The 24,545-nt window shown below is 69.9% G+C and carries 23 protein-coding genes and 1 rRNA gene; 8 read left to right on the top strand and 16 right to left on the bottom strand.

The features are described 5' to 3' along the window. Positions 1 to 122: 122 nt before the first annotated feature. Both rrf and ABH928_RS15860 read left to right on the top strand, forming a co-directional pair. Positions 123 to 239 (top strand): 5S ribosomal RNA (gene rrf / locus ABH928_RS15865). A gap of 149 nt (positions 240 to 388) precedes the next feature. Continuing rightward, complete coding sequence (locus tag ABH928_RS15860) at positions 389 to 1,186, top strand: spermidine synthase (RefSeq protein ID WP_370066640.1); 798 nt, start codon at positions 389 to 391, stop codon at positions 1,184 to 1,186. A 161-nt stretch (positions 1,187 to 1,347) separates the two neighbouring features. Here ABH928_RS15860 and ABH928_RS15855 read toward each other — a convergent pair whose 3' ends face one another. From ABH928_RS15855 to ABH928_RS15825, 7 genes are all read right to left on the bottom strand, one after another. Further along, a complete protein-coding gene (locus tag ABH928_RS15855; protein ID WP_370066638.1) occupies positions 1,348 to 2,601 on the bottom strand; it encodes a hypothetical protein in 1,254 nt (417 codons plus the stop codon). Between the two features lie 176 nt (positions 2,602 to 2,777). Continuing rightward, positions 2,778 to 4,727 carry a TraM recognition domain-containing protein gene (locus ABH928_RS15850; RefSeq protein ID WP_370066636.1) on the bottom strand — a complete coding sequence of 650 codons (1,950 nt, stop codon included), beginning with the start codon at positions 4,725 to 4,727 and terminating at the stop codon, positions 2,778 to 2,780. Between the two features lie 113 nt (positions 4,728 to 4,840). Next, a complete protein-coding gene (locus ABH928_RS15845) occupies positions 4,841 to 6,196 on the bottom strand; it encodes an ATP-binding protein (RefSeq protein WP_370066634.1) in 1,356 nt (451 codons plus the stop codon). Between the two features lie 54 nt (positions 6,197 to 6,250). Beyond that, positions 6,251 to 7,789 (bottom strand): SCO6880 family protein, encoded by a 1,539-nt coding sequence (locus ABH928_RS15840; protein WP_370066632.1) that lies wholly within the window; start codon positions 7,787 to 7,789, stop codon positions 6,251 to 6,253. Between the two features lie 2 nt (positions 7,790 to 7,791). Continuing rightward, positions 7,792 to 9,096: a hypothetical protein gene (locus ABH928_RS15835; RefSeq protein ID WP_370066630.1), complete on the bottom strand. Its 1,305-nt coding sequence runs from the start codon at positions 9,094 to 9,096 to the stop codon at positions 7,792 to 7,794. After that, positions 9,086 to 9,901 carry a hypothetical protein gene (locus ABH928_RS15830; RefSeq protein WP_370066628.1) on the bottom strand — a complete coding sequence of 272 codons (816 nt, stop codon included), beginning with the start codon at positions 9,899 to 9,901 and terminating at the stop codon, positions 9,086 to 9,088. Before ABH928_RS15830 ends, ABH928_RS15835 begins: the two co-directional genes overlap by 11 nt. Positions 9,902 to 10,114: 213 nt before the next feature. Then, complete coding sequence (locus ABH928_RS15825; RefSeq protein ID WP_370066655.1) at positions 10,115 to 10,423, bottom strand: hypothetical protein; 309 nt, start codon at positions 10,421 to 10,423, stop codon at positions 10,115 to 10,117. 316 nt (positions 10,424 to 10,739) lie between these two features. On the opposite strand from ABH928_RS15825, the gene ABH928_RS15820 reads away from it, so the two are divergent. Both ABH928_RS15820 and ABH928_RS15815 read left to right on the top strand, forming a co-directional pair. Continuing rightward, a complete protein-coding gene (locus ABH928_RS15820) occupies positions 10,740 to 11,777 on the top strand; it encodes an NlpC/P60 family protein (protein WP_370066626.1) in 1,038 nt (345 codons plus the stop codon). A 235-nt stretch (positions 11,778 to 12,012) separates the two neighbouring features. Further along, positions 12,013 to 12,738: a phosphatase PAP2 family protein gene (locus ABH928_RS15815; protein WP_370066624.1), complete on the top strand. Its 726-nt coding sequence runs from the start codon at positions 12,013 to 12,015 to the stop codon at positions 12,736 to 12,738. Positions 12,739 to 12,819: 81 nt separating this feature from the next. Here the strand turns inward: ABH928_RS15815 and ABH928_RS15810 are convergent, their stop codons facing one another. Further along, on the bottom strand, positions 12,820 to 14,418 hold the full coding sequence (locus ABH928_RS15810; RefSeq protein WP_370066622.1) for an FAD-binding oxidoreductase: 1,599 nt from the start codon (positions 14,416 to 14,418) through the stop codon (positions 12,820 to 12,822). 121 nt (positions 14,419 to 14,539) lie between these two features. Then, the gene (locus tag ABH928_RS15805; RefSeq protein ID WP_370066620.1) at positions 14,540 to 14,716 is read right to left on the bottom strand and encodes a hypothetical protein; all 177 of its coding nucleotides are present in this window, start codon (positions 14,714 to 14,716) and stop codon (positions 14,540 to 14,542) included. 88 nt (positions 14,717 to 14,804) lie between these two features. Here ABH928_RS15805 and ABH928_RS15800 point away from each other — a divergent pair, with 88 nt between their 5' ends. After that, on the top strand, positions 14,805 to 15,689 hold the full coding sequence (locus ABH928_RS15800; protein ID WP_370066618.1) for a hypothetical protein: 885 nt from the start codon (positions 14,805 to 14,807) through the stop codon (positions 15,687 to 15,689). Positions 15,690 to 15,848: 159 nt separating this feature from the next. Then, positions 15,849 to 16,040, top strand: coding sequence for a hypothetical protein (locus tag ABH928_RS15795; protein WP_370066616.1), 192 nt, complete (start codon positions 15,849 to 15,851; stop codon positions 16,038 to 16,040). Positions 16,041 to 16,070: 30 nt separating this feature from the next. Here ABH928_RS15795 and ABH928_RS15790 read toward each other — a convergent pair whose 3' ends face one another. Then, on the bottom strand, positions 16,071 to 16,403 hold the full coding sequence (locus ABH928_RS15790) for a metal-sensitive transcriptional regulator (protein ID WP_370066614.1): 333 nt from the start codon (positions 16,401 to 16,403) through the stop codon (positions 16,071 to 16,073). Between the two features lie 234 nt (positions 16,404 to 16,637). Here ABH928_RS15790 and ABH928_RS15785 point away from each other — a divergent pair, with 234 nt between their 5' ends. Together ABH928_RS15785 and ABH928_RS15780 are read left to right on the top strand one after the other, a co-directional pair. Further along, positions 16,638 to 17,258: a DUF47 domain-containing protein gene (locus ABH928_RS15785; RefSeq protein ID WP_370066612.1), complete on the top strand. Its 621-nt coding sequence runs from the start codon at positions 16,638 to 16,640 to the stop codon at positions 17,256 to 17,258. Positions 17,259 to 17,265: 7 nt separating this feature from the next. After that, entirely contained in the window at positions 17,266 to 18,261 is a 996-nt protein-coding gene (locus tag ABH928_RS15780; protein ID WP_370066610.1) for an anion permease, read from the top strand. Positions 18,262 to 18,432: 171 nt separating this feature from the next. Here ABH928_RS15780 and pstB read toward each other — a convergent pair whose 3' ends face one another. From pstB to ABH928_RS15750, 6 genes are all read right to left on the bottom strand, one after another. Further along, the gene (pstB, locus tag ABH928_RS15775) at positions 18,433 to 19,209 is read right to left on the bottom strand and encodes a phosphate ABC transporter ATP-binding protein PstB (RefSeq protein ID WP_370066608.1); all 777 of its coding nucleotides are present in this window, start codon (positions 19,207 to 19,209) and stop codon (positions 18,433 to 18,435) included. A 56-nt stretch (positions 19,210 to 19,265) separates the two neighbouring features. After that, entirely contained in the window at positions 19,266 to 20,330 is a 1,065-nt protein-coding gene (pstA, locus tag ABH928_RS15770) for a phosphate ABC transporter permease PstA (RefSeq protein ID WP_370066606.1), read from the bottom strand. Next, positions 20,330 to 21,367, bottom strand: coding sequence for a phosphate ABC transporter permease subunit PstC (gene pstC, locus ABH928_RS15765; RefSeq protein ID WP_370066604.1), 1,038 nt, complete (start codon positions 21,365 to 21,367; stop codon positions 20,330 to 20,332). Before pstC ends, pstA begins: the two co-directional genes overlap by 1 nt. A gap of 204 nt (positions 21,368 to 21,571) precedes the next feature. Continuing rightward, entirely contained in the window at positions 21,572 to 22,702 is a 1,131-nt protein-coding gene (pstS, locus tag ABH928_RS15760) for a phosphate ABC transporter substrate-binding protein PstS (protein ID WP_370066602.1), read from the bottom strand. Between the two features lie 286 nt (positions 22,703 to 22,988). Beyond that, on the bottom strand, positions 22,989 to 23,387 hold the full coding sequence (locus ABH928_RS15755; protein WP_370066653.1) for an NUDIX hydrolase: 399 nt from the start codon (positions 23,385 to 23,387) through the stop codon (positions 22,989 to 22,991). A 74-nt stretch (positions 23,388 to 23,461) separates the two neighbouring features. After that, positions 23,462 to 24,529 carry a CHAD domain-containing protein gene (locus ABH928_RS15750; RefSeq protein ID WP_370066600.1) on the bottom strand — a complete coding sequence of 356 codons (1,068 nt, stop codon included), beginning with the start codon at positions 24,527 to 24,529 and terminating at the stop codon, positions 23,462 to 23,464. Positions 24,530 to 24,545: the final 16 nt, after the last annotated feature.

Below are 24,545 nucleotides of genomic sequence, written 5' to 3'. Positions count from 1 at the left end.
GGAAGCCCTGTGAGGGGTGGAGCTGACCGGTACTAATAGGCCGAGGGCTTGTCCATAGTTGCTACGCGTCCACTGTGCTGTTCTGAGACAGCGACTTTATTGATCGCATGATCTCATCGTGTTTCGGTGGTCATAGCGTGAGGGAAACGCCCGGTTACATTCCGAACCCGGAAGCTAAGCCTCACAGCGCCGATGGTACTGCAGGGGGGACCCTGTGGGAGAGTAGGACGCCGCCGAACAATCTTTCCAGTGAAGCCCCCTGACCATGTGTCAGGGGGCTTCACTGCGTTTACGGGCAGGTAGCCTGGACGATGACGAGATCCTAAGCGAGGGGCAGGATCTAGGATCAGCCGACGGCACGTCCCGCACGAACATGGGGAAGGCTCGAATGAGCGCACGGTTCGAAGAACTCGACTGGCAGGAAACGCCGTTGGGTGAGCTTGCACTACGTCGGCGTCGGTATCCCGGATTTGCCGAGCCGGTGTACGAGATCAAGCTCAACGACGACTTCCTGATGTCCAGTCTGTTCACCGTGGCCGAGGAGGAATTGGCCAATCTCGCCCTGGCCGAGCTCTCCGGGCCAGCCGCCCTCGGGTCGGCCGCCCCCGATTCAGTCGCGGCCGGGCGCGAACTCCACGGCGCCGCACGACTCGACGTCGTCGTGGGTGGCCTGGGGCTCGGCTGTACCGCCCTGGCTGCTCTGCGGCACCCTGAGGTGGGCTCCCTACTGGTCGTCGACGCGCTCGACGCGGTCATCGGCTGGCACGAGCGCGGCCTGCTACCCGGTGGAGTGGCCGCGGATCCGCGGTGCCGCCTGGTGCACGGGGACTTCTTCGCAATGATCCAGTCCCCTACAGGACTTGACCCGGCCGACCCGGAGCGGCGCTTCCACGCGATCGTCGTCGACATCGACCATTCGCCGCGCCACCTGCTGCACCCCGGCAGCGCCGGTTTCTACGGGCCGGACGGCCTCCGGTGCGTGGCCGAACGGCTCCACCCGGGAGGGGTGTTCTCGCTCTGGTCGAACGACCCGCCGGACGACGAGTTCCTGGCGGTGCTCGGCCAGGTCTTCACCGGGGTCCGGGCCGTGGTCGTCTCCTTCGCCAACCCGCTTCAGGACCGTGACGCAACCAACACCGTCTACCTCGCCCGCACCCCCGGGGCGGTGCCGCACCACTCGTCGTGACCGAACGGCGCCGGCGGCAGCCGGGGCAGTTGCCCTTACGCCGCCCGGGCGTCGGCGAGGGCCTGGCGCAGGAGAGAGGCCCCGCGCAAGAGAGGGCCGTTGGGGAGATGTTCTCCTCAACGGCCCTCTCTGTGTTGTTGCCTGGTGTCGTGCAGTGCCCGCTACGGCGTCGGAGGTGCGTCCTCGGGGGCTGCAGGAGCAGAATCCTCCGCGGCTGCCTCCTGCCGCGGGCTCGAGGCCTGCGTCGGGACGGTGGGCTCTGCGTGTGGGGCCGTGGGCTGGTGGAGGAGGAAGCCGGCTTCCTCGGCGAGCTGGAGGTCGAGGCTCTCGCGGCGGATGCGGCGGTCGATGTACATCAGCCCCTGGCTCGTCGTCGTCAGCGGCAGGGTGAGCAGGTTGGTCACCGCCGAGACGGGCATGACGAGGGCGAAGTACAGCAGCTCGGCGATCAGCAGTGCACGCAGCTGGTTGGGGTCGTTGGGGTTGCTCGTGGCGACGTTGGAGAAACCGCTCACGGTGCTTGCCCAGAGGGAGAACGGCATGGTGGCGACCGAGCCGACGACGCCGCTGAGCAGCGTGATCAGGAACAGGGTCCCGAACGAACGCCACCACGCGCCCGAGTTGAGACGCCAGGCGCGCTTGATGGCGGTGACGGGACCCGCGCCCTCCAGCATCACCACGCCGGGGAGCGGCATGAGTCGGATCTGCAGGTATACGCCCCAGAGCCCCGCCGGGAAGTAGAGCAGCAGGCCCGCGGCGGCACCGGCGCCCGCGCCCGCCGTGACGCCGACCAGGAAGGCCAGGCCCACAGCGACGATCAAGCCGGCGAACGCCGCGAGCCCCATGAGCAGGGTCGCGCCGAGCAGCCGCCACAGGTGGGGCAGGCCCTCGCGCATGCTCTGCTTGAAGTTGACCCGACGGCCCACGACCGCGTGGCGGAGCGTGGCGACGCTGCCGAGGTTGGCGCTGGTGTAGATCGCCAGGAAGCTGACCAGGATCAGCAACGTCAGCAGCCCGAATGCGACGGCGGCATTGGTGATCTCGCTGGAGCTCGGGTGCCAGCCCTGCGTGTCCGCGTTGTTCTTCGCGTCGACCCAGAAGGTGTGCAGCGGGGACCACTCGGTCGTGCCCAGGATGGCGAAGAGGACGACGCATCCGAGGCCGGTGACGAGCACAGGGCCGTAGACCGCAAGGAAGTTGTAGCGGATCGTCATGAAGATGCCGCTGATGATGTCGCCGATGCTCAGCGGTCGCAGCGGGATCACGCCCGGCTTCGGGGGCGGGGGCACGTGAGCCCAGGGCCCGCCGGGGCCCATGCCCGGCCACTGTCCCGGGGGCGGTCCCATCGGCGGGCCCATGCGGGGGCCGGGCGGCGTTGGCCGGGGCGGCTGCCACCAGCCGCCGTTGCTGCTCATCTCTCTGCGGTCCTTCGTCGTCGTGGCGGTCGCTGCGGTCTGCGCAACCTGCGTGGTGCCGTATGACTCGTCTGACTCGTCCGTATGACGCGTACAGCCGCTGTGGCCGGTACGGCCGGTCGGAGCACCGAGCGTACGGCAGGGGGTTGAGGCCTGGCAGACGCAGTCCGCAGTCCTCAGCTCCCGATGCGGAAACGTTGCGGCATCGCGCCGTCGGCACGGCGTCCGGGCAGGAGCAGAAGTTCGTCCCGACCCAGGCCGATCGACGCGGGGGCCGACCCTGCCTCCGGGAGGACGTGGTTGAGCCCGGCCAGCAGCGCCGTCAGGGCCTGCGGTTCCAGCGGGCCGAGAACGGCGCGGTTGTCGGAGTTCGTCCACAGGCTGTGGACGGCGCGTTCGCCCCAGCGGGCGCGGGCCTGCTCGGGGGAACGCAGCACGGTGAGGGCGTGCAGGCCCATCGGGCCGCCCCTGGCCATCAGTTCGGGCAGTCCGGGGAACGGGGCCACCGCGGCGACGTCGTCGAGGACCCAGAGCAGTGGTGGGTCCATCCGGCCGCTCGCGGAGCGGGTCACTGCCTGGCGAGCGCGCTCGAAGGCATCGTCCACAAGGGCCGTGAGCAGTGGCATCGCGCTGTGGGGCATCCCCGGCACGTTCTCCCGCAGGCGGGTCTCGCCCGCCTGGCCGAGGACGTAGAGGCTGTTGACCTCGCCGGCACGCAGCACCGCGGACGGGTCGAGCGCGGCCGACGGTGAGTCAGGTGTGCACGCCGCCAGGATGTGCAGCTCGCCGACGGACACCAGCGCGGCGCGAATGCGGGCCAGTGCGGCGTCGAGCGCGGGAGAGGGGCGCAGCAGCGCCGCCTGGAGCAGGCCGCCCCAGCCCTCGCCGGAGCGGTGGGCGTCCGTGGTGTTGAGGATCGCCACGGCCTCCTGCCGGGGAGCGCCACCGCCGCCGAAGTTACCGCCGAAGTTGCCGCCGAGTCCGCCGGATGCGCCGCCTGCCGTGCTAGCCCAGCGGGCGACGTGCCGGAACGGGCGGTTGTCGAGTGCGGCGGCATGGAGCCAGCAGCGCAGCAGGGTCTCGGCGAGATCGCGGACGGCCTTCTCCTCGACGTCCGAGGCGTCCGAGGTGGGGCGGACGGTCGGCAGCAGCAGGGCGTGCGCCCGGGCGGTGGCGACGACGGGGTCCTCGCAGCCGCTGTGCGGGGCCCAACGGCCGCGCGGGTGCTCGGGATCCTCGGCGCTGATCTGCTGCGGGTCGAACCGCGACGCGCGCCGGTGCGCCGGGCGCTGCTCCCACAGCGCCGGGTCGGCGCCGACGACGATGAGCGGCTGGGTGGCGGCGTCGGCGATCACACCCTGGACGAGGTCCCGTCGTGCCGACGCTGTCGCCTCGGGCGCGAAGACGCACGTCGTGCCCGCAGGCAGCGTGAACGGTGCGACGGCCTCGCCGACGTACCAGGGACGCGGCAGCGTCGGGCTTGCAGCTATACCCGTGCCCGGAGGCGGAGTGACGGGGGAGGCGGTGACGGGCGAACTGGTGACGTGCTGCTGCTCCGGGGCGACGGACGGCGCCATCGCCGCAGGCTCGTCGTCCGCCTGACGGGGGAACGCCGCCTCCGGCGCGGTCCCAGCGAAGGCCGTAGCCGTGGCCGAAGCACCCGCAGTCGCCGAAGCACTCACAGCACCCGCACCCGCAGCCGCCGCCGCGACGGCGGCGCGGCGGCGGGCGCGGGTCGTGGCGACGGCGATCAGCACGGCCAGGGCCAGGGCGAGCATCGCGAAGAACGTCAGCCAGAAGACCAGCGCGGACGGCAGTGTCGAGGGCGTGGTCGTCGGCCACGCGCCCGGCAGGTCGTTCGGGTCGGTGGCGAGATGGCGGATCGCCCCGGCGGTCGACAGGAAGGGGAGCGGGCGCGGGAAGTGACCGTGGTCCAGCAGACCGCCGAGACCGGTCGCGGCCCAGAACAGCGCCGTCGTCCCGAGCAGGAAGGCCAGCAGCCCGACGATCGCCCCGTCCGGGATGCCGCCGCGCCGTGGCCCCGCGCCCGGCTGTCCGCCAGGCCCCGCACCACGGCCACGCCCTGCACCACCGGCAGGCCCCGGCCCGGCGCCCTGTGGGCCCACACCCCTGCCCCAACCCGTGCCTGGGCGTGCGTCAGGACCGGGTCGACCACCCGGGCCCTGGGCCTGACGATCCTGACGACGGGGCGAGGAACCGCGCGGGGCCGACCAGGACATCACGCGGCCGGGTCGTCGGCGAGTTGCTGGGAGGCGCGGGTGCGCTCCGCGATGGCGTCCTCCGTCATGGCCCGGTCCGTGTAGACGAGCGGGCGTTCCTGCTCGGTGATGATGTGCTTCACCACCTGGACGTTACCGTTGACGTCCCAGACCGCGATGCCGGGCGACAGGGTGGGAATGATCTCCACCGCCCAGCGCGGCAGGCCCAGCACCCTGCCGGTGGCCCGCGCCTCGTCGGCCTTCTGCATGTAGATGGTCCTGGTGGAGGCCATCTTGAGGATCGCCGAGGCCTCCTTCGCCGCCGCGCCGTCGACCACGTCGGAGAGGTGGTGGACGACCGCGACGAAGGACAGCCCGAGTCGGCGTCCGAACTTGAGTAGACGCTGGAACAGCTGGGCCACGAACGGGGAGTTGATGATGTGCCAGGCCTCCTCGACCAGGAAGATGCGCTTCCTGCGGTCCGGCCTGATCCAGGTGTGCTCCAGCCAGACGCCGACGATGGCCATCAGGATCGGCATGGCGATCGAGTTGCGGTCGATGTGCGAGAGGTCGAAGACGATCAGCGGCGCGTCCAGGTCGATGCCGGTCGTGGTCGGACCGTCGAACATGCCGCGCAGGTCACCGTCGACCAGGCGGTCCAGGACCAGGGCGACGTCCAGGCCCCAGGTCTGGATCTCGTCCAGGGAGACGCCGAGCGCGTCGATGGAGTCGGTGTTGGGAGTGCGCAGCGCGTCGATGATGTCGCCGAGCACCGGCTGACGCTCCGTCACCGTGGCGATGACGTGCGCATGCGCGGCCTTGAGGGCGAAGCCGGCCCGCTCCTCGATGCCGCGGCCCATCGCCACCTCGATGATGGTGCGCAGCAGCGCCAGCTGGCCGGTCTGGGTGATGGCGGGGTCGAGCGGGTTGAGCTTGACGCCGCCGTTCAGCGCGGCCTGCGGGTCGAGCCGGACCGGCGTTATCCCCAGCGCATTGGCGATCAGGTTCCACTCGCCGACGCCGTCCTCACCCTGGGCGTCCAGCACCACGACCTGCCGGTCGCGGAAGCGCAGCTGCCGCAGCACGTAGGTCTTCTCCAGCGCGGACTTGCCGTTGCCGGACTCACCCAGCACCAGCCAGTGCGGCGCGGGCAGCTGCTGGCCGTAGAGCTGGAACGGGTCGTAGACGTAGCCCTTGCCGCTGTAGACCTCGCGGCCGATGATCACGCCGGAGTCCCCCAGGCCGGGCGCGGCCGTCGGCAGGTAGACGGCCTGGGCCTGGCCGGTGGAGGTGCGCACGGGAAGCCGGGTCGTCTCGGCCTTGCCGAAGAGAAAGCTGGTGAACCCCTCGGTGATACCTCCGAGCGGTGCTGCCATGGCCGGCCTCCAGTGGATCGGTGGATCGTCGGTACGTAGGGGGTCAGCGGGTGGTCAGCGGCGGATGCCGGTGGCGAAGGGGAGTGTGTTGACGAAGGCCCGGTGGTGTTCCCGGTCGCACCATTCCAGCTTGAGGAAGCTCTTGCCGGAAGAGGCGCGAATGGTGCGCTTGTCGCGCGCCAGCGCCTCGGGAGAGCGCGAACTGACGGTGATGTAGCCGACCAGGTTCACCCCCGCCGCGCCGGAGGCGAGGTCGTCGCCGCGCTGGTCGACGCGGCCGGTATGGGCCAGGTCGCGCGGGTCGACGGTGCGGTTCATCTTGGCGGCGCGGCTGGCCTCCGCCTCGTCGTTGGTCTTCTCGGTGAGCATCCGTTCGATGGCGACGTCGGTGGGTTCGAGGTCCATGCAGACGGCGACGGTGCGGATCACGTCCGGGGTGTGCACCAGCAGCGGGGCCAGGAAGTTGACGCCGACGGGGGTCAGCGGCCACTCCTTGATCCACGCGGTGGCGTGGCACCACGGCTCGCGGGTTGCCGACTCGCGGGTCTTGGCCTGCAGGTAGTTGGCGTGGGTGGCGTCCAGCTCGGCCGGCCAGGCGTTGCGGCGGGACATGGCCTGGATGTGGTCGATCTGGTGGTCCGGGTCGTACATGGAGTGCAGCAGCGAGGCGAGACGCGCCTGCCCGAGCGGCTGGCGGACCCGGATGTCTGCTTCGGCGAGCCGAGCGCAGATGTCGGTCAGTTCGCGCGCCATCACCGAGGCCAGGCCCTCGTCGCCGCGGGCGCGGGCGTGCGAGGTGCGGCCCATCGCCTGCGCCTCGGCGGCCAGGTCGCGGGTGTAGGGCATGCAGGCGACCAGGTAGGCGCGGTGCTGCTCGGACGAGGTGGAGACCATCGCCTGGAGCTGGTCGTACGAGGACTTGAGCCACTCCGGCGACTGGTCGTCGCCGCGCCGGGCCACGTCCTTGGCGTGCGCGTCCGGGTCGGCGGGAAGGGTGCGGGCCAGCATCTGCAGCCGTGTCACGAAGCCGTCGCCGTTGGCGACGTGGCGCAGCAGCGTGCCGAACCGTTCCACCAGGGCTTCCTGGTCCTCGCTGTCCCGCAGGCCGACGCCGGGGCCCTCGATCTCGATCGCGGCGGTGACGGTGCGCCGGTCCAGGTGGAGCAGCACGGACACCTCGTCCGGGCCGAAGGGTGCCGTCAGCCAGCGGATCCGGCCGATGCCCGGCGGCGGGCCGACCTCGACCTCGCCGCCTGCCAGCCGCGTGCCGGCCTCCATCGCCCCGGAGCGGTAGACCGCGCCGGGGGAGCGGGTCATCCGCTTGTAGGTGCGGTTGATCTCGGCCCACTTGTAGAACGTCCGCTTGCGGTAGGGGAGGTAGACGACCGCGAACCCGAGCATCGGGAAGCCGATCAGCCCGATCAGCCGGATCGGCAGGACGGGCACGAGGATGCCCCACATCATGCCGAGGAAGGCGCAGAAGATGATCAGAAAGACCTCGCCGCCGTCGCGGTTCCGTCCGATCACCGCACTGGGCTTGGCCTTGCCGATGAGATAGGTGCGCCGGTACTGCCCGACGGGTGGGGTGGACACGTCTAGCTCCCGCCTCCCTTCGCGAACGTGCTGGTGGTGCCGTTGCCGCTGTTGCCCCCGGTGCCACTGGCCCGAGCCGTCTGGTCGGGCCCGCCGCCCTGCTGCGGCGGCGCGGTCCGCGTCGCGTGCGCGGCGATGCCGGGCGAGACGCCCGCCGAGTCGCCCCGGCTTCCGCCGCCTCCGCCGCCCTCGCCGTCACGGCCCGCGTGGGTGTTGATGCCCTGCTTCATGAAGTTGGCCGGTCCGTTGACCACCGCGCGCCCGGCGCTGACCGCCTGGGCGCGGGCCTGGCGCATGGCGACCATGTCGTCGCCGAAGCCGGGCACGAAGCGGTAGATCACCGAGCTGGCGAAGATGGAGAGGGCCAGGATCGCCACACCCGAGGTGACCGTCGAGAACGCGTCGTTGGCCCCGGCGGAGGACGCGATCGCTCCCGCCAGGCCGAGCACTATGACGATGATCGGTTTGATCAGGATGATCGCGATCATCAGCCCGGCCCAGCGCCGGACGTGCTTCCACATCTGCTTGTCGACCAGCCCGGCGTAGACGACCGTCCCGAGCAGCGCCCCGATGTAGAGCATCGCGGTACGGATCCACATCTCCAGCCACACGACGGTGGCGGCGAGGATCGCGATCAGCGAGACGAAGACCAGGATGATGGGCCCGCCGCCGATCTTCCCTGAGGTGAGGGTGTCGGCGAAGGTCCCGAGGTAGGTGGCGGTGTCCGTTTTCGTCCCGGCGGCGATGCCCTCGGTCAGCCCGTCGGTGGCGCTGACGACGGTGTAGAGGATCAGCGGCGTGAAGGCCGAGGCGATGACGGTCAGCCAGAGAAACCCGATCGCCTCCCCGAACGCGGTCGTCAGCGGGACGCCACGCACGGCCCGCTTGGTGATCGCCAGCAGCCAGAGCAGCAGGGTGAGGAAGGTCGCGGCGGCGAAGACGATCGCGTACTGCTGGAGGAACGCGGGGTTGGTGAAGTCGACGTTTGACGTCTTGTCGATCCCGGCCGACAGCTGCCGCACGATCCACGCGGCGGCGCTGGCACAGCTGTTCGCCAGCGACTGGACGGGGTCGAGGGATCCGGTCAGGCCGCCGCCGGTGGGGGTGTTGGTGTTCTGGCCCTGCTCGCACATCTGCTTAGCGAGGCCGAAGAGCCCGTTACAGGAGGATGCAGGTGAGGCCGACGGAGACGGCACCGGTGAGGTGCTCGGACCGGGGGCAGCGAACGCAGTCCCGGTCAGCAGCAGGAACTGGAGGCCCGTCATGGCCGTCGCCAGTGGAATCACCCTGCGGAGGTCAACGTGCATAGCGGAAGCCTCCGAACTGCGAGACGGCGTTGGCGATCGATCCGTAGCTGGACACAGCCTGTTGGTCACCGATGGGAGTGGGACCGTCCACCTGGGAGAAGCCGGTGACCTTCCAGTCGCCGTCGGACCAGTGGAGCGTCAGCGTCAGGGTGTACCAGTACTCGGTCACTGGACGGGTCGAGCCCTGGCCTGCGAGACCACCGATCGAGGTGTTCCAGATGTCGACCGTGGCGGTGTCCGCGCTGTAGCTGTCGACCTTGGTGCCCACCGGAACAGTTCGGGACACGAAGGTCAGCCCGGCCGGAGCCTGACCGTTGGTCAGTCCGATCTGGGATGCTTCTGCGTCGTAGGACTTGTCGAAGCGTGCGTTCAGACCGCCCTGAGCGGTCGGGTCGGCGACCGTCGCCACTATCGCGTGCCGACTCGCGGTCGCGTACATCTCGCTCGACCCCAGCGCCACGCTGTAGTTCGCCGCCGCGCTCTGCGCGCCCTCGCTGGTGTGCGGGTACTGGACGCCGATGCCGTTCTGCGTGGTCGTCACCGGCTGGGTGCCCGTCGGGGCTGTCGCCGAGGCGCTCGCGCCGGGGCCCGGGCCGGCGTCGTTGGAGGTGCCGTTGCCGCCGCCGCTGTTCGCACTGCCGTTCGTGCGGTTGATCACCGCCACGGCGACGACCATCAGGAAGACGACCACGAACACGGCCGCCAACGTCTTCAGTCGTCGCAAACCGGACGCCTGAGGCGCCGTCGGCTGCTCGCTGGCCGGGAGGCGGGTACGCGTGTGCGGCTGGTCGTCGGAGAACGACACGGCGGCCCCCTTGGGACGAGGGTGGGCGGGCAGGCGGGCAGACGTCGCACACCCCGGAGGGGCGTGCGTCAACTCTGACACTCGGACGGTGACCCGTGGGCGGGGATTCACCGAACCGGGCCAGAACCGGGCTGGTCAGCTCGGGCGGTCAGTTCAGGCTTGGACGCGGATGCAACCCAGCCCTGGCACTGGGTGACGAAAGCAGACGGGTAATCAGATCGCCATCCCATACACAATGGTGAAGAGCGTGCCGAGGGAACCGATGATGAACACGCCGGTCAGGCCGGCGATGATCAGCCCTTTGCCCTGTTCCGCGCTGAATGTGTCGCGCAGCGCCGTCGCGCCGATGCGCTGTTTGGCCGCGCCCCAGATGGCGATGGCAAGACACGCCAGAATGGCGACCGCCATCACGACCTCGACCATCGTCCGGGCCTGGTTGCCCAGATTGGCGAACGGCCCCCAGTTGGGCGCGATGCCGCCGATGATGGTGTTGATGTCACCCTTGCTCGCACTGAGATACAACGCAACCACCCACCTGATCATCATTCAAAGCCCAACGCTCGGCCGTGGCGAAGGGCCCAGTCCTATTCTTGGCCAGATCCGATGTCGACTTGGCCACTTTCGGAAGGTTCTCTCCCGAGGCGCGCGTCACAGCTGACACGATGGGGGTCCGCAGGACCGGGCGAAACCCCATGTGCATCACACATTCGACCCTACCGCTAACTCTCCGTGTCGCCGGTGATTGCGTTCGGCAATGCTCCTGCGGACACTGTCCGAAAGCGTTCGCCCGTACGTGCACCGCTCGTCCCGTTCGATCCATACGTCTCGGAGGGCCCTGATGGCGGCGTCGCGCAGGATCGCGCTGGCCGGCGGTGGCATCGTCCTGGTCCTCGGACTGATGATGACATTGATCGTCGTCGGAACGCTTGCCGCGGCCGGATCGCTCAACCAGGCCGCGGCGCAGGGTGCGCTCTCCCTGGCGCCGGGGACGGTGCCCACCGCCTACACGGGGCTGATCCAGCAATGGGGCAATCTCTGCCCCGAACTGACGCCCCCTCTGCTTGCCGCCCAGCTCTACCAGGAGAGCGGTTTCAGTCCGAGTGCGGTCAGTCCGGTCGGTGCGCAGGGGATAGCGCAGTTCATGCCGGGCACCTGGAAGATCTACGGCATCGACCCCACTCACACACAGACGCCGAGTGTCTGGGACCCGCAGGACGCGATCCCCTCCGCCGCCTCCTACGACTGCCAACTGGCCAAGGACACCGCCAACGTCCCGGGTGACCACCAGTCGAACATGCTCGCGGCCTACAACGCCGGTCCGTACGCGGTGATCAGCGCGGGCGGCGTGCCGTCGATCACGGAGACGCAGAACTACGTCACCAACATCAAGCGGCTCGCGCAGACCTTCACCGCGGTGACCACCGTCGCCTTCTCCTACCAGGCCGCGGGCGCGATCTACTTCGCGCAGACCAAGCTGGGGACGCCCTACCTCTGGGGCGGCGAGGGCCTCGCCTCGCAGGGCTACCGGTTCGACTGCAGCGGGCTCACCCAGGCCGCCTACGCCAGCGTCGGCATCACGCTGCCGCGCGTCGCCGCCGACCAGTGGTACGCGGGCCCGCATCCGAGCCGCAGTCAGCTCCAGCCGGGCGACCTGGTCTTCTTCGCCACCGACCCGCACGACCCGGCGACCATCCACCACGTCGGCATCTACGTCGGCGGCGGCTACATGATCAACGCCCCGCACACGGGCGCGGTCATCCGCTACGACTCCATCGACGCCGAGGGCGACTACTTCGGCGCCACCCGGGTCACCAGCGGCGGCGCGGGTGCCCTCCCGACCGTCCAGCCGAACGGCACCATCGCCAACGGCCAGTGAGGGGCGGAGGCACTGCGGCGCGCGGATCACCACGTGCGCACGACACACCGCGTATCGCTTGTGCGCTTCTCGTGAGCGAAGCGCAACATTCCGATAACTTCCGTGCCAGGCGGAACACTTTGGGGCATTCGCTCCGTTGTGCCCGCTGTCAAACGAGCACACTTGACCTTGGTGCAACGACGCAACGGGGGTTGCTCGACGGCTTCTTGTGTGCGCGTGACAGCGGAGGTGCGGGGTGGGCTCGCAACTGGCGGACGGACCCGGTGGGAATGTCGACTGGTCCGTCGTCCATTGGGTGAACGGCCTTGCGGAGCACCTTCCGCACGGGGTGGACAGCGCGCTGGCGTATCTCGGCGAGTACGGGGTTCCGTTCGCGTCCGTGCTGCTGCTTCTGGGCGCGTGGCTGACGGCGCGTCGGGAGCAGAGTGCGCCTGCGGGCGTCGCCGGGGTGCTGTGGGCGGGGCTCGCGGCCGCGTTGGCGCTGCTGATGAACATTCCGGTGCGGGCGATGGTCGAGAGACCGAGACCGTTCGTCGACCACCCCGGACAGATCGACCTGCTGCTCAAGCACCAGTCCAACGGCTCGTTCGCCAGTGACCACGCGACCTTCACCATGGCCGTCGCGATCGGCCTCTTCCTGGTCAACCGCCGGTACGGCCTGATCGGCATCGGGCTGGCCGCGATCGAGGGCTTCCTCCGCATGTTCGCGGGGGTCCACTACCCCTCCGACATCCTGGGCGGCTACGCCCTCGGCACCGCCGTCGTGCTGCTGCTGGCGCCGATCGCCATGGCGGTGCTCACCCCCTTCGTGCAGGCGCTGACGCGCACGGCGCTCGCGCCGCTCGTCCGCGCTCCGGCGCGCGCCTCCCGGCGCGGACGCGGCCCGGCCGTCCACCCGGTCGGCCCGGGCGACGGCCCCGGCAGCGACCCCGAGCGACCCGACCAGGACCTCGCCGCCTGAGCCCGCCTGACCCGCCTGAGGCCGGGCCGGAGCCTGCCCGAGCTCGCCCGAGCCCGCCTGACGCGTCCCCGGCTCGCCCGCTTACGCGAGCGGTACGCCCTGCGGGAAGCGGAACAGCCCCGTCGGGTCGTACGTGCGCTTGACCTGCCGCAGGCGGGTCGCGTTGACGCCGTAGTAGGCCTGCTCCCAGTTGCGCAGGTGCGGGTCGATGTAGTTCTGGTACGCCTCCCCGCTCGCGTACGGGCGCAGGCCGACCCAGGTGTCGTCCAGCCAGGTCCAGCTGGCCGCAGCCGCGCTGCTGCCGCTGGTGTAGTCGGCGGTGTACTGCGCCATGAAGAGGCCGTCCCGGTGCACGAACGCGGTGCTCTGCGCGCCGACGCGGTTGATCGCCCCGCCGAGCGCGTCGAACGCGACGGCCGCCTGGCCCCCGGCCGGCGCCATCTGCGGATAGCGCGCCACGGCGTCGACCACGGCGGCGGCACCCGCTCCGCTGAGACGGCGCGTGTAGATGTCCGACCGCGCCCCGTAGTTGGACCGGCTGACGGTCCCCGCCGGGTTGTGGCCGGGCAGCTGGCCGTGCACGTGCGCCCGCGCGATCGACTCGCCCGCGACCCCGCCCATGATCTGCATGGTCGTCAGGTAGGAGGAGCTGTGCAGCGACACGCTCGACGGGCGGACCGTCAGCTGGTCCACCAGGTTGCCGAGTTCGGTCCGCGAGCCGCCGAGCAGGTTCACCGTGGAGCTGATGCTGAGCCTGCCGTCCGCGTCGGCGACCAGGTGCAGGTTGGACCAGAGCGCGTCGGGCGCGGTCGGCGCCCAGGACTGCCAGGCCTCGATCACCGCGGCGGCCCGGGACCACGGCCAGGAGAGGAAGCCGTAGGCGCAGTCGTCCGCCGGGTGCGTCCGGAAGTCCAGCCGGGTCACCACACCGAAGTTGCCGCCGCCCGCGCCGCGCAGCGCCCAGAACAGGTCCGCGTCGCTGCTCGCGTTGACCTCGCGGATCCGGCCGTCGGGGGTGACGATCTCCGCGCCGACCAGGTTGTCCGTCGTCAGCCCGTTGGCCCGCCCGGTGACCCCGACGCCGCCGCCGAGCGCGAGCCCGCTGACGCCCACGGTGGGGCACGACCCGGCGGGTATCGTCCGCCCGTACGCGGCGAGGCCGTTGTAGACGTCGAACAGCCGCGCTCCCGCGCCGATGCTGCCGTTGGACGAGACGCTGTTGAGCCGGCCCACGTCGAGCACCAGGCCGTTGCTGACGGTGGACCACCCGGCGTAGCTGTGACCGCCGTTCCGCGGCACGATCGGCACCCGGTAGCGCCGGGCGAACGCGAGGCAGGTGGCGACGTCCTGCGCGGACGCGACGTACGCGACCGCGGCGGGCCGCACGGCGTCGTACTGCGGCTGGAACAGCTCGACGGCTTCGCCGTAGCGCGAGTCCCCGGGCCGGATCAGCGTCCCGCTGAGGTCCTTGGCGAGCGCGGTCCAGTTCGCGGCGGCGGAGGTGGACAGCGGCGAGCCGGAGACACTGGTCGCACCCACGGAGGGCGCGGAGGCGCCGGTGAAACCCGTGGCACCGGCCTGCAGTGTCTTGGTGCCACTGCAGGCGGCGAGCCCGGCGCCCGCGGCAAGCGCGCCGCCGACCCGGAGGAGAGTACGGCGGCTGGTCCCGTTGTCGCCCATGCTGTTCCTTCTACCTGCCGGCGGTGAGGTTACGCGCTAGTAGACGACAGTCCACCCGAATCAGTTGCATGTGGGGCCCGCACCGCAGACGGGACGTGCAAGTGACCCCCGTACCCAAGGTCTACGCGTCAGCCTCGTGCTGCGCAGCATCCCTGCGGGCCTTGTCGCGTGAGCGCCGCGCCGGCGCGTACCAGCCGCAGCTGCAGTGGGCGACGGCGAACGCACCCTTCTCCGTGACGGACGTCTCGTGCGAGCTCGCGTGCTGCGTCGGGATGGCCGGACCCGTCGTGTTGGTCACCCGACAACGGTAACCCGGACGGCCGTAACCGCCCTCCCCCCTCCTCGTTGTTCACAGCGCACACGCACGCGTGTCCAGGAGGACTCCTATGTCTCGCTCACCCCGCGCCCCCCGCGCGGCCCTCGCCGTCACCGCTGCCGCCCTCGTCGTGGTGAGCCTGAGCGCCTGCTCGGGCAGCAGCAGCGCCACCGGCGCCAGCAGTGACGCGCAGACGTTCAACCCCATGGCCGACCGCCTGGCCGGCGACCCGCTGACGGCGGTCCGCGCCGCAGCGGACATCACGGGCCACAACGGCTTCCTCAAGGACACCACCACGCTCCACACCGCCTCCGCGTCCAAGCAGATGACGCTGCACGGCACGGGCGCGTACGACTACGCCGACCACCTCGGCAAGCTCTCGGTCGACGTCCCGCCGGGGGCGGGCACCAGCGCCACGGGGCAGTTGAACGAGGTGACCAGCCCCGGCATCGTCTACATGCAGAACAGTGGCGCCAAGGTCCCGAAGGGAAAGTGGATCAAGCTCGGGGTGCAGCAGCTCGGCGACGGCAACCTCGTCTCCTCCGGCGCCACCGACCCGGCCAGCGCCTCGGACGCGCTGCGCGGGGCCCAGAAGGCGACGCTCGTGGGCACCTCCACCGTCGACGGCGTAGTCCTCAAGCACTACAAGGGCACGCTCGACCTCTCCGAGGCGGCCAAGGCGACGGGCGGCCCGGGCGGCACGGGGCTCGACGTCGCCGCGCACACCTTCACCGTGAAGAAGGTCCCCTACGACGTCTGGCTGGACGCGCACGGGCGGATCGCCAAGGTGGTCGAGGTCTTCACGTTCTCGCAGGTCCCGGGCTCGACGGTGGCCAAGGACCAGGTCCAGGTCACCTCGACGAGCGTCTTCTCGGACTTCGGCACCCCGGTCGCGATCGCCGTCCCGGCGGACCAGGACATCGTCGGTCCGAGCGCCGCGCCCTCGGGCAAGTAGCGCAGCTCCGGGTCGGCCGCAAGCCTGCCGGCGGGTGGTAGCCGCAAAATGGCCCAGACGTGCCATGCATGTCCGGCACGGGCTGCCTACTCTGTAAAGAGTTGACTACCCGTTCGTTTTTTCCGGCTCCCGGCTCCCAGCCAGGAGAGGAGGTGGCGTGTGGCCGCAGACGACCCGGTCGCGCTGGCGGAGATCGAGATGTACGGCGACCTCATGATCGCCGCCGCCGCCACGTCCCGCTCGAAACTCCCGCTGGACCGCATCGACACCATCCTCCGCGTCGAACGGGATCCGAACGGGCCACGCGTGCCGCAACAGCGCGTCAGTGACGAGGACGTGCCCGACGCGTAGGGGCCGGCAGCTCGGGGCCGCAGCAGGCGTTCAGGACCGCAGCAGGCGCGAGATCGCCGCGGTCGCCTCGGCGACCTTGTCGTCGGCCTCCGGGCCGCCCTTCTCCATCGCGTCCGCGACGCAGTGACGCAGGTGTTCCTCCAACAGGCTGAGCGCGAAGGACTGGAGCGCCTTCGTGCTCGCGGAGACCTGGGTGAGGATGTCGATGCAGTAGGTGTCGTTCTCGACCATGCGCTGCAGCCCGCGGATCTGTCCTTCGATCCGGCGCAGTCGCTTGATGTGGTCGTCCCTGCGGGCGCTGTACCCGTGCGGGCCGGTGTGGCCCTCGGTGCCCGCCACGTTGTCCGCGTCCACGACGTCCATACCCCCCATGGTAGAGGGACGTGTCCGCAAGCGGTCACGGCTGGATATCGAATCCCGTGCTTTGAATCCAAAGTGTGCGGCGGCGCGTGAGGCTTATTACGTTTCGGCGTGTCACCTCTACGTACGGAAGGATGATTCCAGGTACTCCGTGTCGGCCGTTGCACCCCGGTGTGCGCAATGTCCGGGCGCAGCGCCTAGCATCGCTACGTCCGCCCCTGTACTTCGGAGACTTTTGTGCGCATTCGTCTGACCCCCCGGGAGACGAGCTTCTATGACTTGTTCGCCGCCTCGGCGAACAACCTCGTCACCGGTTCCAAGCTGCTCCTGGAGCTGCTCGGCGCAGATGTCGCCGCACGGTCGGAGATCGCCGACCGGATGCGCGCAGCCGAGCACGCGGGAGACGAGGCGACCCACACGATCTTCCATCAGCTCAACTCCTCCTTCATCACGCCTTTCGACCGTGAGGACATCTACAACTTGGCGTCCTCTCTGGACGACATCATGGATTACATGGAGGAGGCGGTCGATCTTGTGGTCCTCTACGAGATCGACACCCTGCCCAAGGGCGTGGAGCAGCAGATCGAGGTGCTGGCTCGGGCGGCCGACCTGACCGCGGCGGCGATGCCGAACCTGCGGACGATGGACAACATGACCGAGTTCTGGATCGAGATCAACCGCCTCGAGAACCAGGCCGACCAGATCCACCGCAAGCTGCTGGCCCACCTCTTCGGCGGCCAGTACGAGGCGATCGAGGTCCTCAAGCTCAAGCAGATCGTCGACGTCCTCGAAGAGGCTGCCGACGCGTTCGAACATGTGGCGAACACGGTGGAGACCATCGCCGTCAAGGAGTCCTGAACCGCACGTGGACATCTTCGGACTGGTACTGGTCGTCGCCGTCGCCTTCGGCTTCGCCTACACCAACGGCTTCCACGACTCGGCCAACGCGATCGCGACCTCGGTCTCGACGCGCGCGCTGACGCCGAAGGCGGCCCTGCTGATGGCAGCGGTCATGAACCTCCTCGGCGCCTTCCTCGGGGAGGGCGTCGCACAGACCGTCAGCAAGGGCATCATCGCCACTCCCAGTGGCAGTCACGGCATGGTCATCCTCTGGTCGGCCCTGATCGGGGCGATCGCCTGGAACCTGGTGACCTGGTACTTCGGCCTACCGTCCTCGTCCACCCACGCCCTCTTCGGCGGCATGGTCGGCGCGGCGCTGGCGGGCGGCACCGACGTGTACTGGATGGGCCTGTGGGAGAAGGTCATCCTGCCGATGATCACCTCTCCGATCGCGGGCCTGATCCTGGGCTTCGCGCTGATGGTGGCCATTCTGTGGATCTTCCGCAGGTCCAACCCGCACCGGTCCAAGCGCGGCTTCCGGGTGGCGCAGACCGTCTCCGCGGCGGCGATGGCCCTGGGCCACGGCCTCCAGGACACCCAGAAGACGATGGGTGTGGTGGTGATGGCGCTGACCATCTCCGGCCACTACTCCGGGAGCAACATCCCCACCTGGGTCAAGATCAGCACGGCCCTGGTCATGGCGCTGGGCACCTGGGCGGGCGGCTGGCGCATCATGCGCACCCTCGGCCGCCGGATCATCGAGCTCGACCCCCCGCAGGGTTTCGCCGCCGAGTCGGTCTCGTCGCTGGTCCTCTACGTGACGGCGTACGTCTACAAGGTCCCGGTCTCCACCACCCACGTGATCACCTCCGCGATCATGGGCGTCGGCGCGACGAAGCGGGTGCGCGCGGTGCGCTGGGGGGTGGCCAAGGACATCGTCCTGGGCTGGTTCATCACCCTCCCCGCGGCGGGGCTGGTCGCTGCGCTCGTCTACTGGATCAGCTGGGCCGTCGTCAGCTGACCGGTGGTTGCCCCCTGGACAGTGGACGGACCGTGCCTGGTCCCCGCCGCCGAAACGCAGAAAGGGCCCCGCATCCTGGTGCGTAAGCAGGATGCGGGGCCCTTCTCTTGCTACCCCCGCGGCGGCACCGCCTAGTAGCGCCGCGGAGGGGTCACTGTGCGGCTGACCCGCTCAGCCGAAGCGGCCGGAGATGTAGTCCTCGGTCGCCTGGACGCTCGGGTTGGAGAAGATCTTCTCCGTCGAGTCGATCTCGATCAGCCGGCCCGGCTGGCCCACGCCCGCCAGGTTGAAGAACGCCGTCCGGTCACTCACACGCGCAGCCTGCTGCATGTTGTGGGTGACGATGACGATCGTGTACTGCTCCTTGAGCTGGCCGATCAGGTCCTCGATGGCCAGGGTCGAGATCGGGTCCAGGGCCGAGCAGGGCTCGTCCATCAGCAGGACCTGCGGCTCGACCGCGATCGCGCGGGCGATGCAGAGACGCTGCTGCTGACCGCCGGAGAGGCCCGCGCCCGGCTTGTCGAGGCGGTCCTTGACCTCGTTCCACAGGTTCGCGCCGCGCAGGGAGCGCTCGACGGCCTCGTCGACCACCTTCCTGTTGCGGATGCCGTTCAGCTTGAGGCCGGCGGCCACGTTCTCCTTGATGGACATGGTCGGGAACGGGTTCGGCCGCTGGAAGACCATGCCGACGGTGCGCCGCACGGCGACCGGGTCGACGCCGGAACCGTACAGGTTCTCGTCGTCGAGCATCACCTTGCCCTCGACGCGGGCGCCGGGGATCACCTCGTGCATGCGGTTGAGGGTCCGCAGGAAGGTCGACTTCCCGCAGCCGGAGGGGCCGATGAAGGCGGTCACCGAGCGGGGCTCGACCACCATGGAGATGTCCTCAACGGCCCGGAAGCTGCCGTAGTACGCGTTCAGTCCGCTGACGTCGATGCGCTTGGCCATGATCGTGCTCTGTCTCTCTCGTTCGAATGAAGTCTGGGGCGGCGAAGCGATCGCCGTCAGCGTCCGGCCTTCGGGGCCTTCCAGCGCGCGATGAGGCGCGCCGCAAGGTTCAGGATCATCACGAAGGCGATCAGCACCAGGGCACCGGCCCAGGCACGGGACTGGGAGGCGTTCGTACCGAGGGCGTACTGCTGGTAGACGAACAGCGGCAGCGACGACTGCGGCCCGCTGAACGGGTTGGCGTTGATCGCGTCCGCGCCGAAGACCAGCAGCAGGATCGGAGCCGTCTCACCGGTGATGCGCGCGACGGCGAGCATCAGGCCGGTGGTGATGCCACCGAGCGCGGTGGGCAGCACGACCCGGAGGATGGTGAGCCACTTTGGCACACCGAGGGCCAGGCTGGCCTCGCGCAGCGAGTTCGGTACCAGCTTGAGCATCTCCTCGGTGGAGCGGACGACGACCGGAAGCATCAGGATCGCGAGCGCGATGCTTCCGGCGAAGCCGGAGAAGGAGAAGCCCAGCAGGATGATCCAGAACGAGAGAACGAACAGACCGGCGACGATCGACGGGACACCCGACATCACGTCGACGAAGAAGGTCACCGCGCGGGCCAGTCGGCCGCCCTGGTACTCGACCAGGTAGATCGCGGTGAAGATGCCCACCGGTGCCGCCATGAGCGTGGCCAGGCCGACCTGCTCCAGCGTGCCGATCAGGGCGTGGTAGAGGCCGCCGTTGGTGTCGGTGGCCAGCACGCCCTTCATCGAGTGGGTGAGGAAGTCGATGTTGAGGTAGCCGATGCCCTGCGCGATCGTGTAGTAGATCAGGCCGAACAGCGGGATGACCGCGAGGATGAACGCGGACCAGACCAGGCTGGTGGCCAGACGGTCCTTGGCCCAGCGGCGGCCCTCGACGGCGGTGGACAGCACGTACTGGCCGACCACGAAGAGGATGACGGCCATCAGGCCCCACTGGAGCTTGCTGGTGATGCCGAACCCGGCACCGATCGCGCAGCCGAGGGCGATCGCCACGGCGGCGACCGCCGCGGGGGCCCACTTGGGCAGACGCCGGGCGGTGAGGCTGGTGGGACCGAGGGCTGCGCGGTCCTGAAGTGCGGTGCTCATCAGGCGCTCGCTCCCGAGTAGTCCTTGCGGCGCTCGATGATGATCCGTGCCGCGCCGTTGACCAGCAGTGTGATGACGAAGAGGACCAGGCCGGAGGCGATCAGCGCGTCACGTCCGAGCGAGGACGCCTCGTTGAACTGCGACGCGATGTTCTGGGCGAGGGTGCCGCCGCCCGGGTCGGTCAGGTGCAGCGACAGCACGAAGCTGGGGGAGAGGACCACCGCGACGGCCATGGTCTCGCCGAGCGCGCGGCCGAGGCCCAGCATCGCGGCGCTGATCACGCCGGCCCGGCCGAACGGCAGGACGGCGGTGCGGATGACCTCCCAGCGGGTGGCGCCGAGCGCCAGGGCCGCCTCTTCGTGCATCGGCGGGACCTGCCGGAAGACCTCACGGCTGACCGCGGTGATGATCGGCAGGATCATGATCGCCAGCACGATGCTCACGGTGAAGATCGTGCGCGGCGCGGAGCCCGGCTGGGTCTGCCTGAAGATGTAGGTCCAGCCGAAGTACTGGTTCAGCCACGCGTTGACGCCCAGCATGTGCGGGGCCAGGAACAGAGCGCCCCATAGGCCGAAGACGATGCTGGGAACGGCGGCGAGCAGGTCGACCAGGTAGCCGAAGAACTGCGCGACGCGGCGCGGCGCGTAGTGCGAGATGAACAGCGCGATCCCGATGGCGATCGGCACGGCGATGGCCATCGCGATGGCGGCGCTGATCAGCGTGTCGACCAGCAGCACGGCGATGCCGAAGACCGGCGGCGTGTTGTCCGGTGTCCAGGCCTGGGTGGTCAGGAAGTTGCCGTGGTTCTGACCGAGGGCGCCGACGGCCCGCACGATCAGGAAGCCGGCGATGGCGGCCATCACAACGAGCAGCAGGATGCCGGATCCGCGGGAGGCGTTGAAGAAGAGCGAGTCACCGAGCGCGAAGCGCTTCTTGAACTTCGGGGCGGAGCCGGCGGCGGTCGCAGTGGTCCCGGCGGGACGGTGGTGCGGGGGACCGCTGGTCTCCGGGGGCGAGGTTGGGTTCGGGGTATCCATGGTTTGCTCCGGTCTGGGTGCGCCCCTCCGGGGAGGCGGCGCGTGGCGGCGGTGCACCGGACTGGTCGGGAACAGATGGGACGGGCAGAACAGGTGGGGCCGGCCGCCCCTGTCAGGACGTGCGTTCCGACCGGGACAATGGCCCCGGCCCGCCCGGCACCCGCCTACTGGGCGGAACCGGACGGGCAGGGAAGGTCAGGTGGTTCAGCCCAGCGTGGCGATGACGGCCTTCACCTTGGTGGTGATGGCGGTCGGCAGCTGGAGGTAGCCGGCGGAGCTGACGGCCTGCTGGCCCGCGTCGCTGGCGGTGTAGTTGAGGAAGGACTTGAGCGCCGGCAGGGTCGAGGCGCCGTTGCCCTTGTCGCACACGATCTCGTAGGTGACCAGGGCGATCGGGTAGGCGCCCGCGGTCTTGGTGGCGTAGTTCAGCTGGAGCGCCAGGTTGCTGCCGGTGCCGATGACCTTGGCCTCGGAGATGGCGGTGGCGGCGGCAGCGGTGGAGACCGGAACCGGGGCGCCGGAGCCCGTGGAGATGGAGGCGGTGCTCTGGCTGTTCGCCGTGGCGTAGGACATCTCGTAGTAGGAGATGGCGCCCTGGACCTGCTTGACCTGGGCGGCCAGGCCGCTGGAGCCCTGGGCGGCCTGGCCACCCGGGGCCGGCCACTGCGAGTTGGAGCCGTAGGTCCAGTCGGTCGGGGCGGCGGCGGCCAGGTAGGCGCTGAAGTTGGCGCTGGTGCCCGAGCCGTCCGAACGGTGGAAGGTCTGGATGGCCATGCTGGGCAGGTTGGCCGACGGGTTGAGGGCCTTGATCGCCGGGTCGTTCCAGTGGGTGATCTTGCCGGAGAAGATCTTCGCCAGGGTGGGGGCGTCCAGGACCAGGTTGTTCACGCCGGGCAGGTTGTAGGCGATCGCGATCGGGCCGCCGACCATCGGCAGGTTGATCGCCTTGCCGGTGTTGCTGCAGGCGGTGCCGGACTTGGCGATGTCGGAGGCCTTCATCGCGGAGTCGGAGCCGGCGAACTGGGTCTTGCCCTCGAGGAAGGTGGTGCGGCCGGCGGTGGAGCCGGTGCCCTGGTAGTTCACCGTGACGCCGGAGCACTGCTGCTGGAAGTCGCGGATCCAGATCTGCATGGCGTTGGCCTGCGCGGTGGAGCCCGCGCCCAGCAGGTTGCCGCTGCCACAGTCGGCGGCGGAGGCCGTGGTCGTGGACGAGCTGGTGCTCGAGCTCGACGCGTTGTTGTTGTCGGAGCCGCACGCCGCGAGCGTCAGCGAGCTGACGACCGCCAGGGCGCCGATGGCGAGGGCCTTGGTACGGCCGTTGCGCTGGAGCTTCACTGGTGTCCCTTTCCTGGTACCGCCGCCCGCGGGGAGGAGGAGCGATCAGCGGTTCTTCACGTGGGAGGAAGGCCAGGCGGCCTCCGATGACACCGAAGTTAGGCAGGGGAGGTGAAGCGTTCAGCCTGCGCAAATGAACGGGGGGTGAACCTGTGTCGGACACCGGGATACGCAGACCAGTAGTAACGGTTTCGCCACGACGAGAGCACGGCGAGGGCACAGCGAGGCGTGCGCCCAGTGGGGTGGCTGCCCCTTTCCGGGGGACGAGGGGCGGCCTGCCGCCTGGCTAGAGCGCTTCCAGCAGGGCGTCGACCAGCCCCCGGTCGTGCTCGTAGCTGAGCAGCGCCCGCGCCTCCTCGACGGGGAGCCAGCGGAGTTGGTCGACCTCGCGGTTCGGGGTGAACCGTCCGGTCAGCCGGGTCGCGGACCAATAGCGGACGCGCTTGATCCGGTCCCGGATCAGATAGTGCTGGGTGGGCAGGCGCTGTCCGAGCATGACCGTCATCCCGGTCTCCTCGAACGCCTCGCGGAGCGCCGCCTCGCGATGGCGCTCGCCCAGTTCCAGCTTGCCCTTGGGGAAGCTCCAGTCGTCGTACTTGGGCCGGTGCACCAGCACCAGCTCCAAGCCGCCGGACGCCCCGCTCCGGCGCCACAGCACCACGCCTGCGGCCTTCACCACGTCCATACTGCGCGGGGCCTGATCCATAGCCTTCTTCTGCTGCTTCTTTTTCTTCTTCGACTGCTGCTTCTCGGACGTGTTCAGGTCGAGCGGGCGAGCCATGGGTCGGTGAGCCATCCGGAGCTGGTGAAATCGGGCCAGGAGCGGCTGAAGGCGTGGCGCGCGGCCTCGACCTCCAGACGTTGATCAGCATGCACCACCCCGAGGACGTATGCCGTCGCCGGGGTGATCCGCGGCGTCCGCGCCGCCAGCGCCGCCGCCTCGGCCGCGTCCGCGGCCTCCTGCTGTTGGTCGAGGTGCGCGGCGAGCTGGACCAGGCCGGCCAGCGGTTCGTCCGCGCGCCCGCCGAGCAGTGGGCGGCAGACCTCCAGGGCGTAGCGGGCGTAGCGGACCGCCGCGCCCACCCGCGTCCAGGAGACGTCCTCGTGCGCGGCCTGCAGCGGGTCCGCGGCGACCGGGACCCGGTGCAGCGCGTCGCCGTTGTACGGCTGGGCCGCCCGGTCCAGCGGCAGGCGGGAGACGGTGAGCTCCAGGGCCTCGCCCATCCGGCCCGCGTAGGCGAGCAGCTGCTCCGGCGGGCGGGACTCGGCGGGGGCGCGCAGCGGCAGGTCGGAGACGAGCAGCGTCATCCTGTCGGCGAGCGAGTGGAACCGGGCCGAGCCGAGTTCCTGCAGCGCCGCGGTGTGGCTGCGCGAGCGGGCCAGGGTGAGTTGGCGGTCCAGCATCGCGCGCGCCTTGGGGGCGCCGGGATGGTTTGCCAGCAGGCCGCCTGTCACGGGCTCGGCGGCGAGGCTCGGTAGGCCCGCCCCGCCGGAGGTCTCCCCGCTGCGCGGGGTCGGTACGCCGGTCGCGTCGGTGCAGGTCAGCGAGTCGATCGCGGTGAGCAGCCGGGTGAGTCTGCGGGTGTAGCCGTGTTCCTGGCCGAGGGTGACCACCAGCGCGGCCAGGTCGCCGCGCATGGTGTCGCCCCAGGTCGGGTCCAGCAGCGCGCCGAAGCCGTGCAGCGCGCCGTCGACACGCCGCAGCGTGCCGAGGTCCACGTCGGGCAGTGCCCGGAGGAAACGTCCTGCCTGCTCGGCGAGGTGGGCCCCGAGCAGGCTCTCCGCCGACGAGGCCCCTGCGGCGGCCGGCTCGATCTCGGTCGTCATTCGGTGAGTCCCCGTT

Source organism: Streptacidiphilus sp. MAP5-3, assembly GCF_041262505.1.
In the GTDB taxonomy this organism is placed as follows: domain Bacteria; phylum Actinomycetota; class Actinomycetes; order Streptomycetales; family Streptomycetaceae; genus Streptacidiphilus.
The sequence above is the reverse complement of the archived record's forward strand: the minus strand, read 5'-3'. Positions and strand labels throughout refer to the sequence as shown.

Bases quoted from the DNA above. Each gene is read 5' to 3' on its own strand.
- ABH928_RS15855 (WP_370066638.1), bottom strand. From the start codon at position 2,601: ATGAGCAGCAACGGCGGCTGGTGGCAGCCGCCCCGGCCAACGCCGCCC.
- ABH928_RS15800 (WP_370066618.1), top strand. From the start codon at position 14,805: ATGTCTCGCTCACCCCGCGCCCCCCGCGCGGCCCTCGCCGTCACCGCT.
- ABH928_RS15810 (WP_370066622.1), bottom strand. From the start codon at position 14,418: ATGGGCGACAACGGGACCAGCCGCCGTACTCTCCTCCGGGTCGGCGGC.
- ABH928_RS15835 (WP_370066630.1), bottom strand. From the start codon at position 9,096: ATGCACGTTGACCTCCGCAGGGTGATTCCACTGGCGACGGCCATGACG.
- ABH928_RS15860 (WP_370066640.1), top strand. From the start codon at position 389: ATGAGCGCACGGTTCGAAGAACTCGACTGGCAGGAAACGCCGTTGGGT.
- ABH928_RS15755 (WP_370066653.1), bottom strand. From the start codon at position 23,387: ATGGACGTGGTGAAGGCCGCAGGCGTGGTGCTGTGGCGCCGGAGCGGG.
- pstA (WP_370066606.1), bottom strand. From the start codon at position 20,330: ATGAGCACCGCACTTCAGGACCGCGCAGCCCTCGGTCCCACCAGCCTC.
- ABH928_RS15790 (WP_370066614.1), bottom strand. From the start codon at position 16,403: ATGGACGTCGTGGACGCGGACAACGTGGCGGGCACCGAGGGCCACACC.
- ABH928_RS15750 (WP_370066600.1), bottom strand. From the start codon at position 24,529: ATGACGACCGAGATCGAGCCGGCCGCCGCAGGGGCCTCGTCGGCGGAG.
- ABH928_RS15845 (WP_370066634.1), bottom strand. From the start codon at position 6,196: ATGGCAGCACCGCTCGGAGGTATCACCGAGGGGTTCACCAGCTTTCTC.
- pstB (WP_370066608.1), bottom strand. From the start codon at position 19,209: ATGGCCAAGCGCATCGACGTCAGCGGACTGAACGCGTACTACGGCAGC.
- ABH928_RS15820 (WP_370066626.1), top strand. From the start codon at position 10,740: ATGGCGGCGTCGCGCAGGATCGCGCTGGCCGGCGGTGGCATCGTCCTG.
- pstC (WP_370066604.1), bottom strand. From the start codon at position 21,367: ATGGATACCCCGAACCCAACCTCGCCCCCGGAGACCAGCGGTCCCCCG.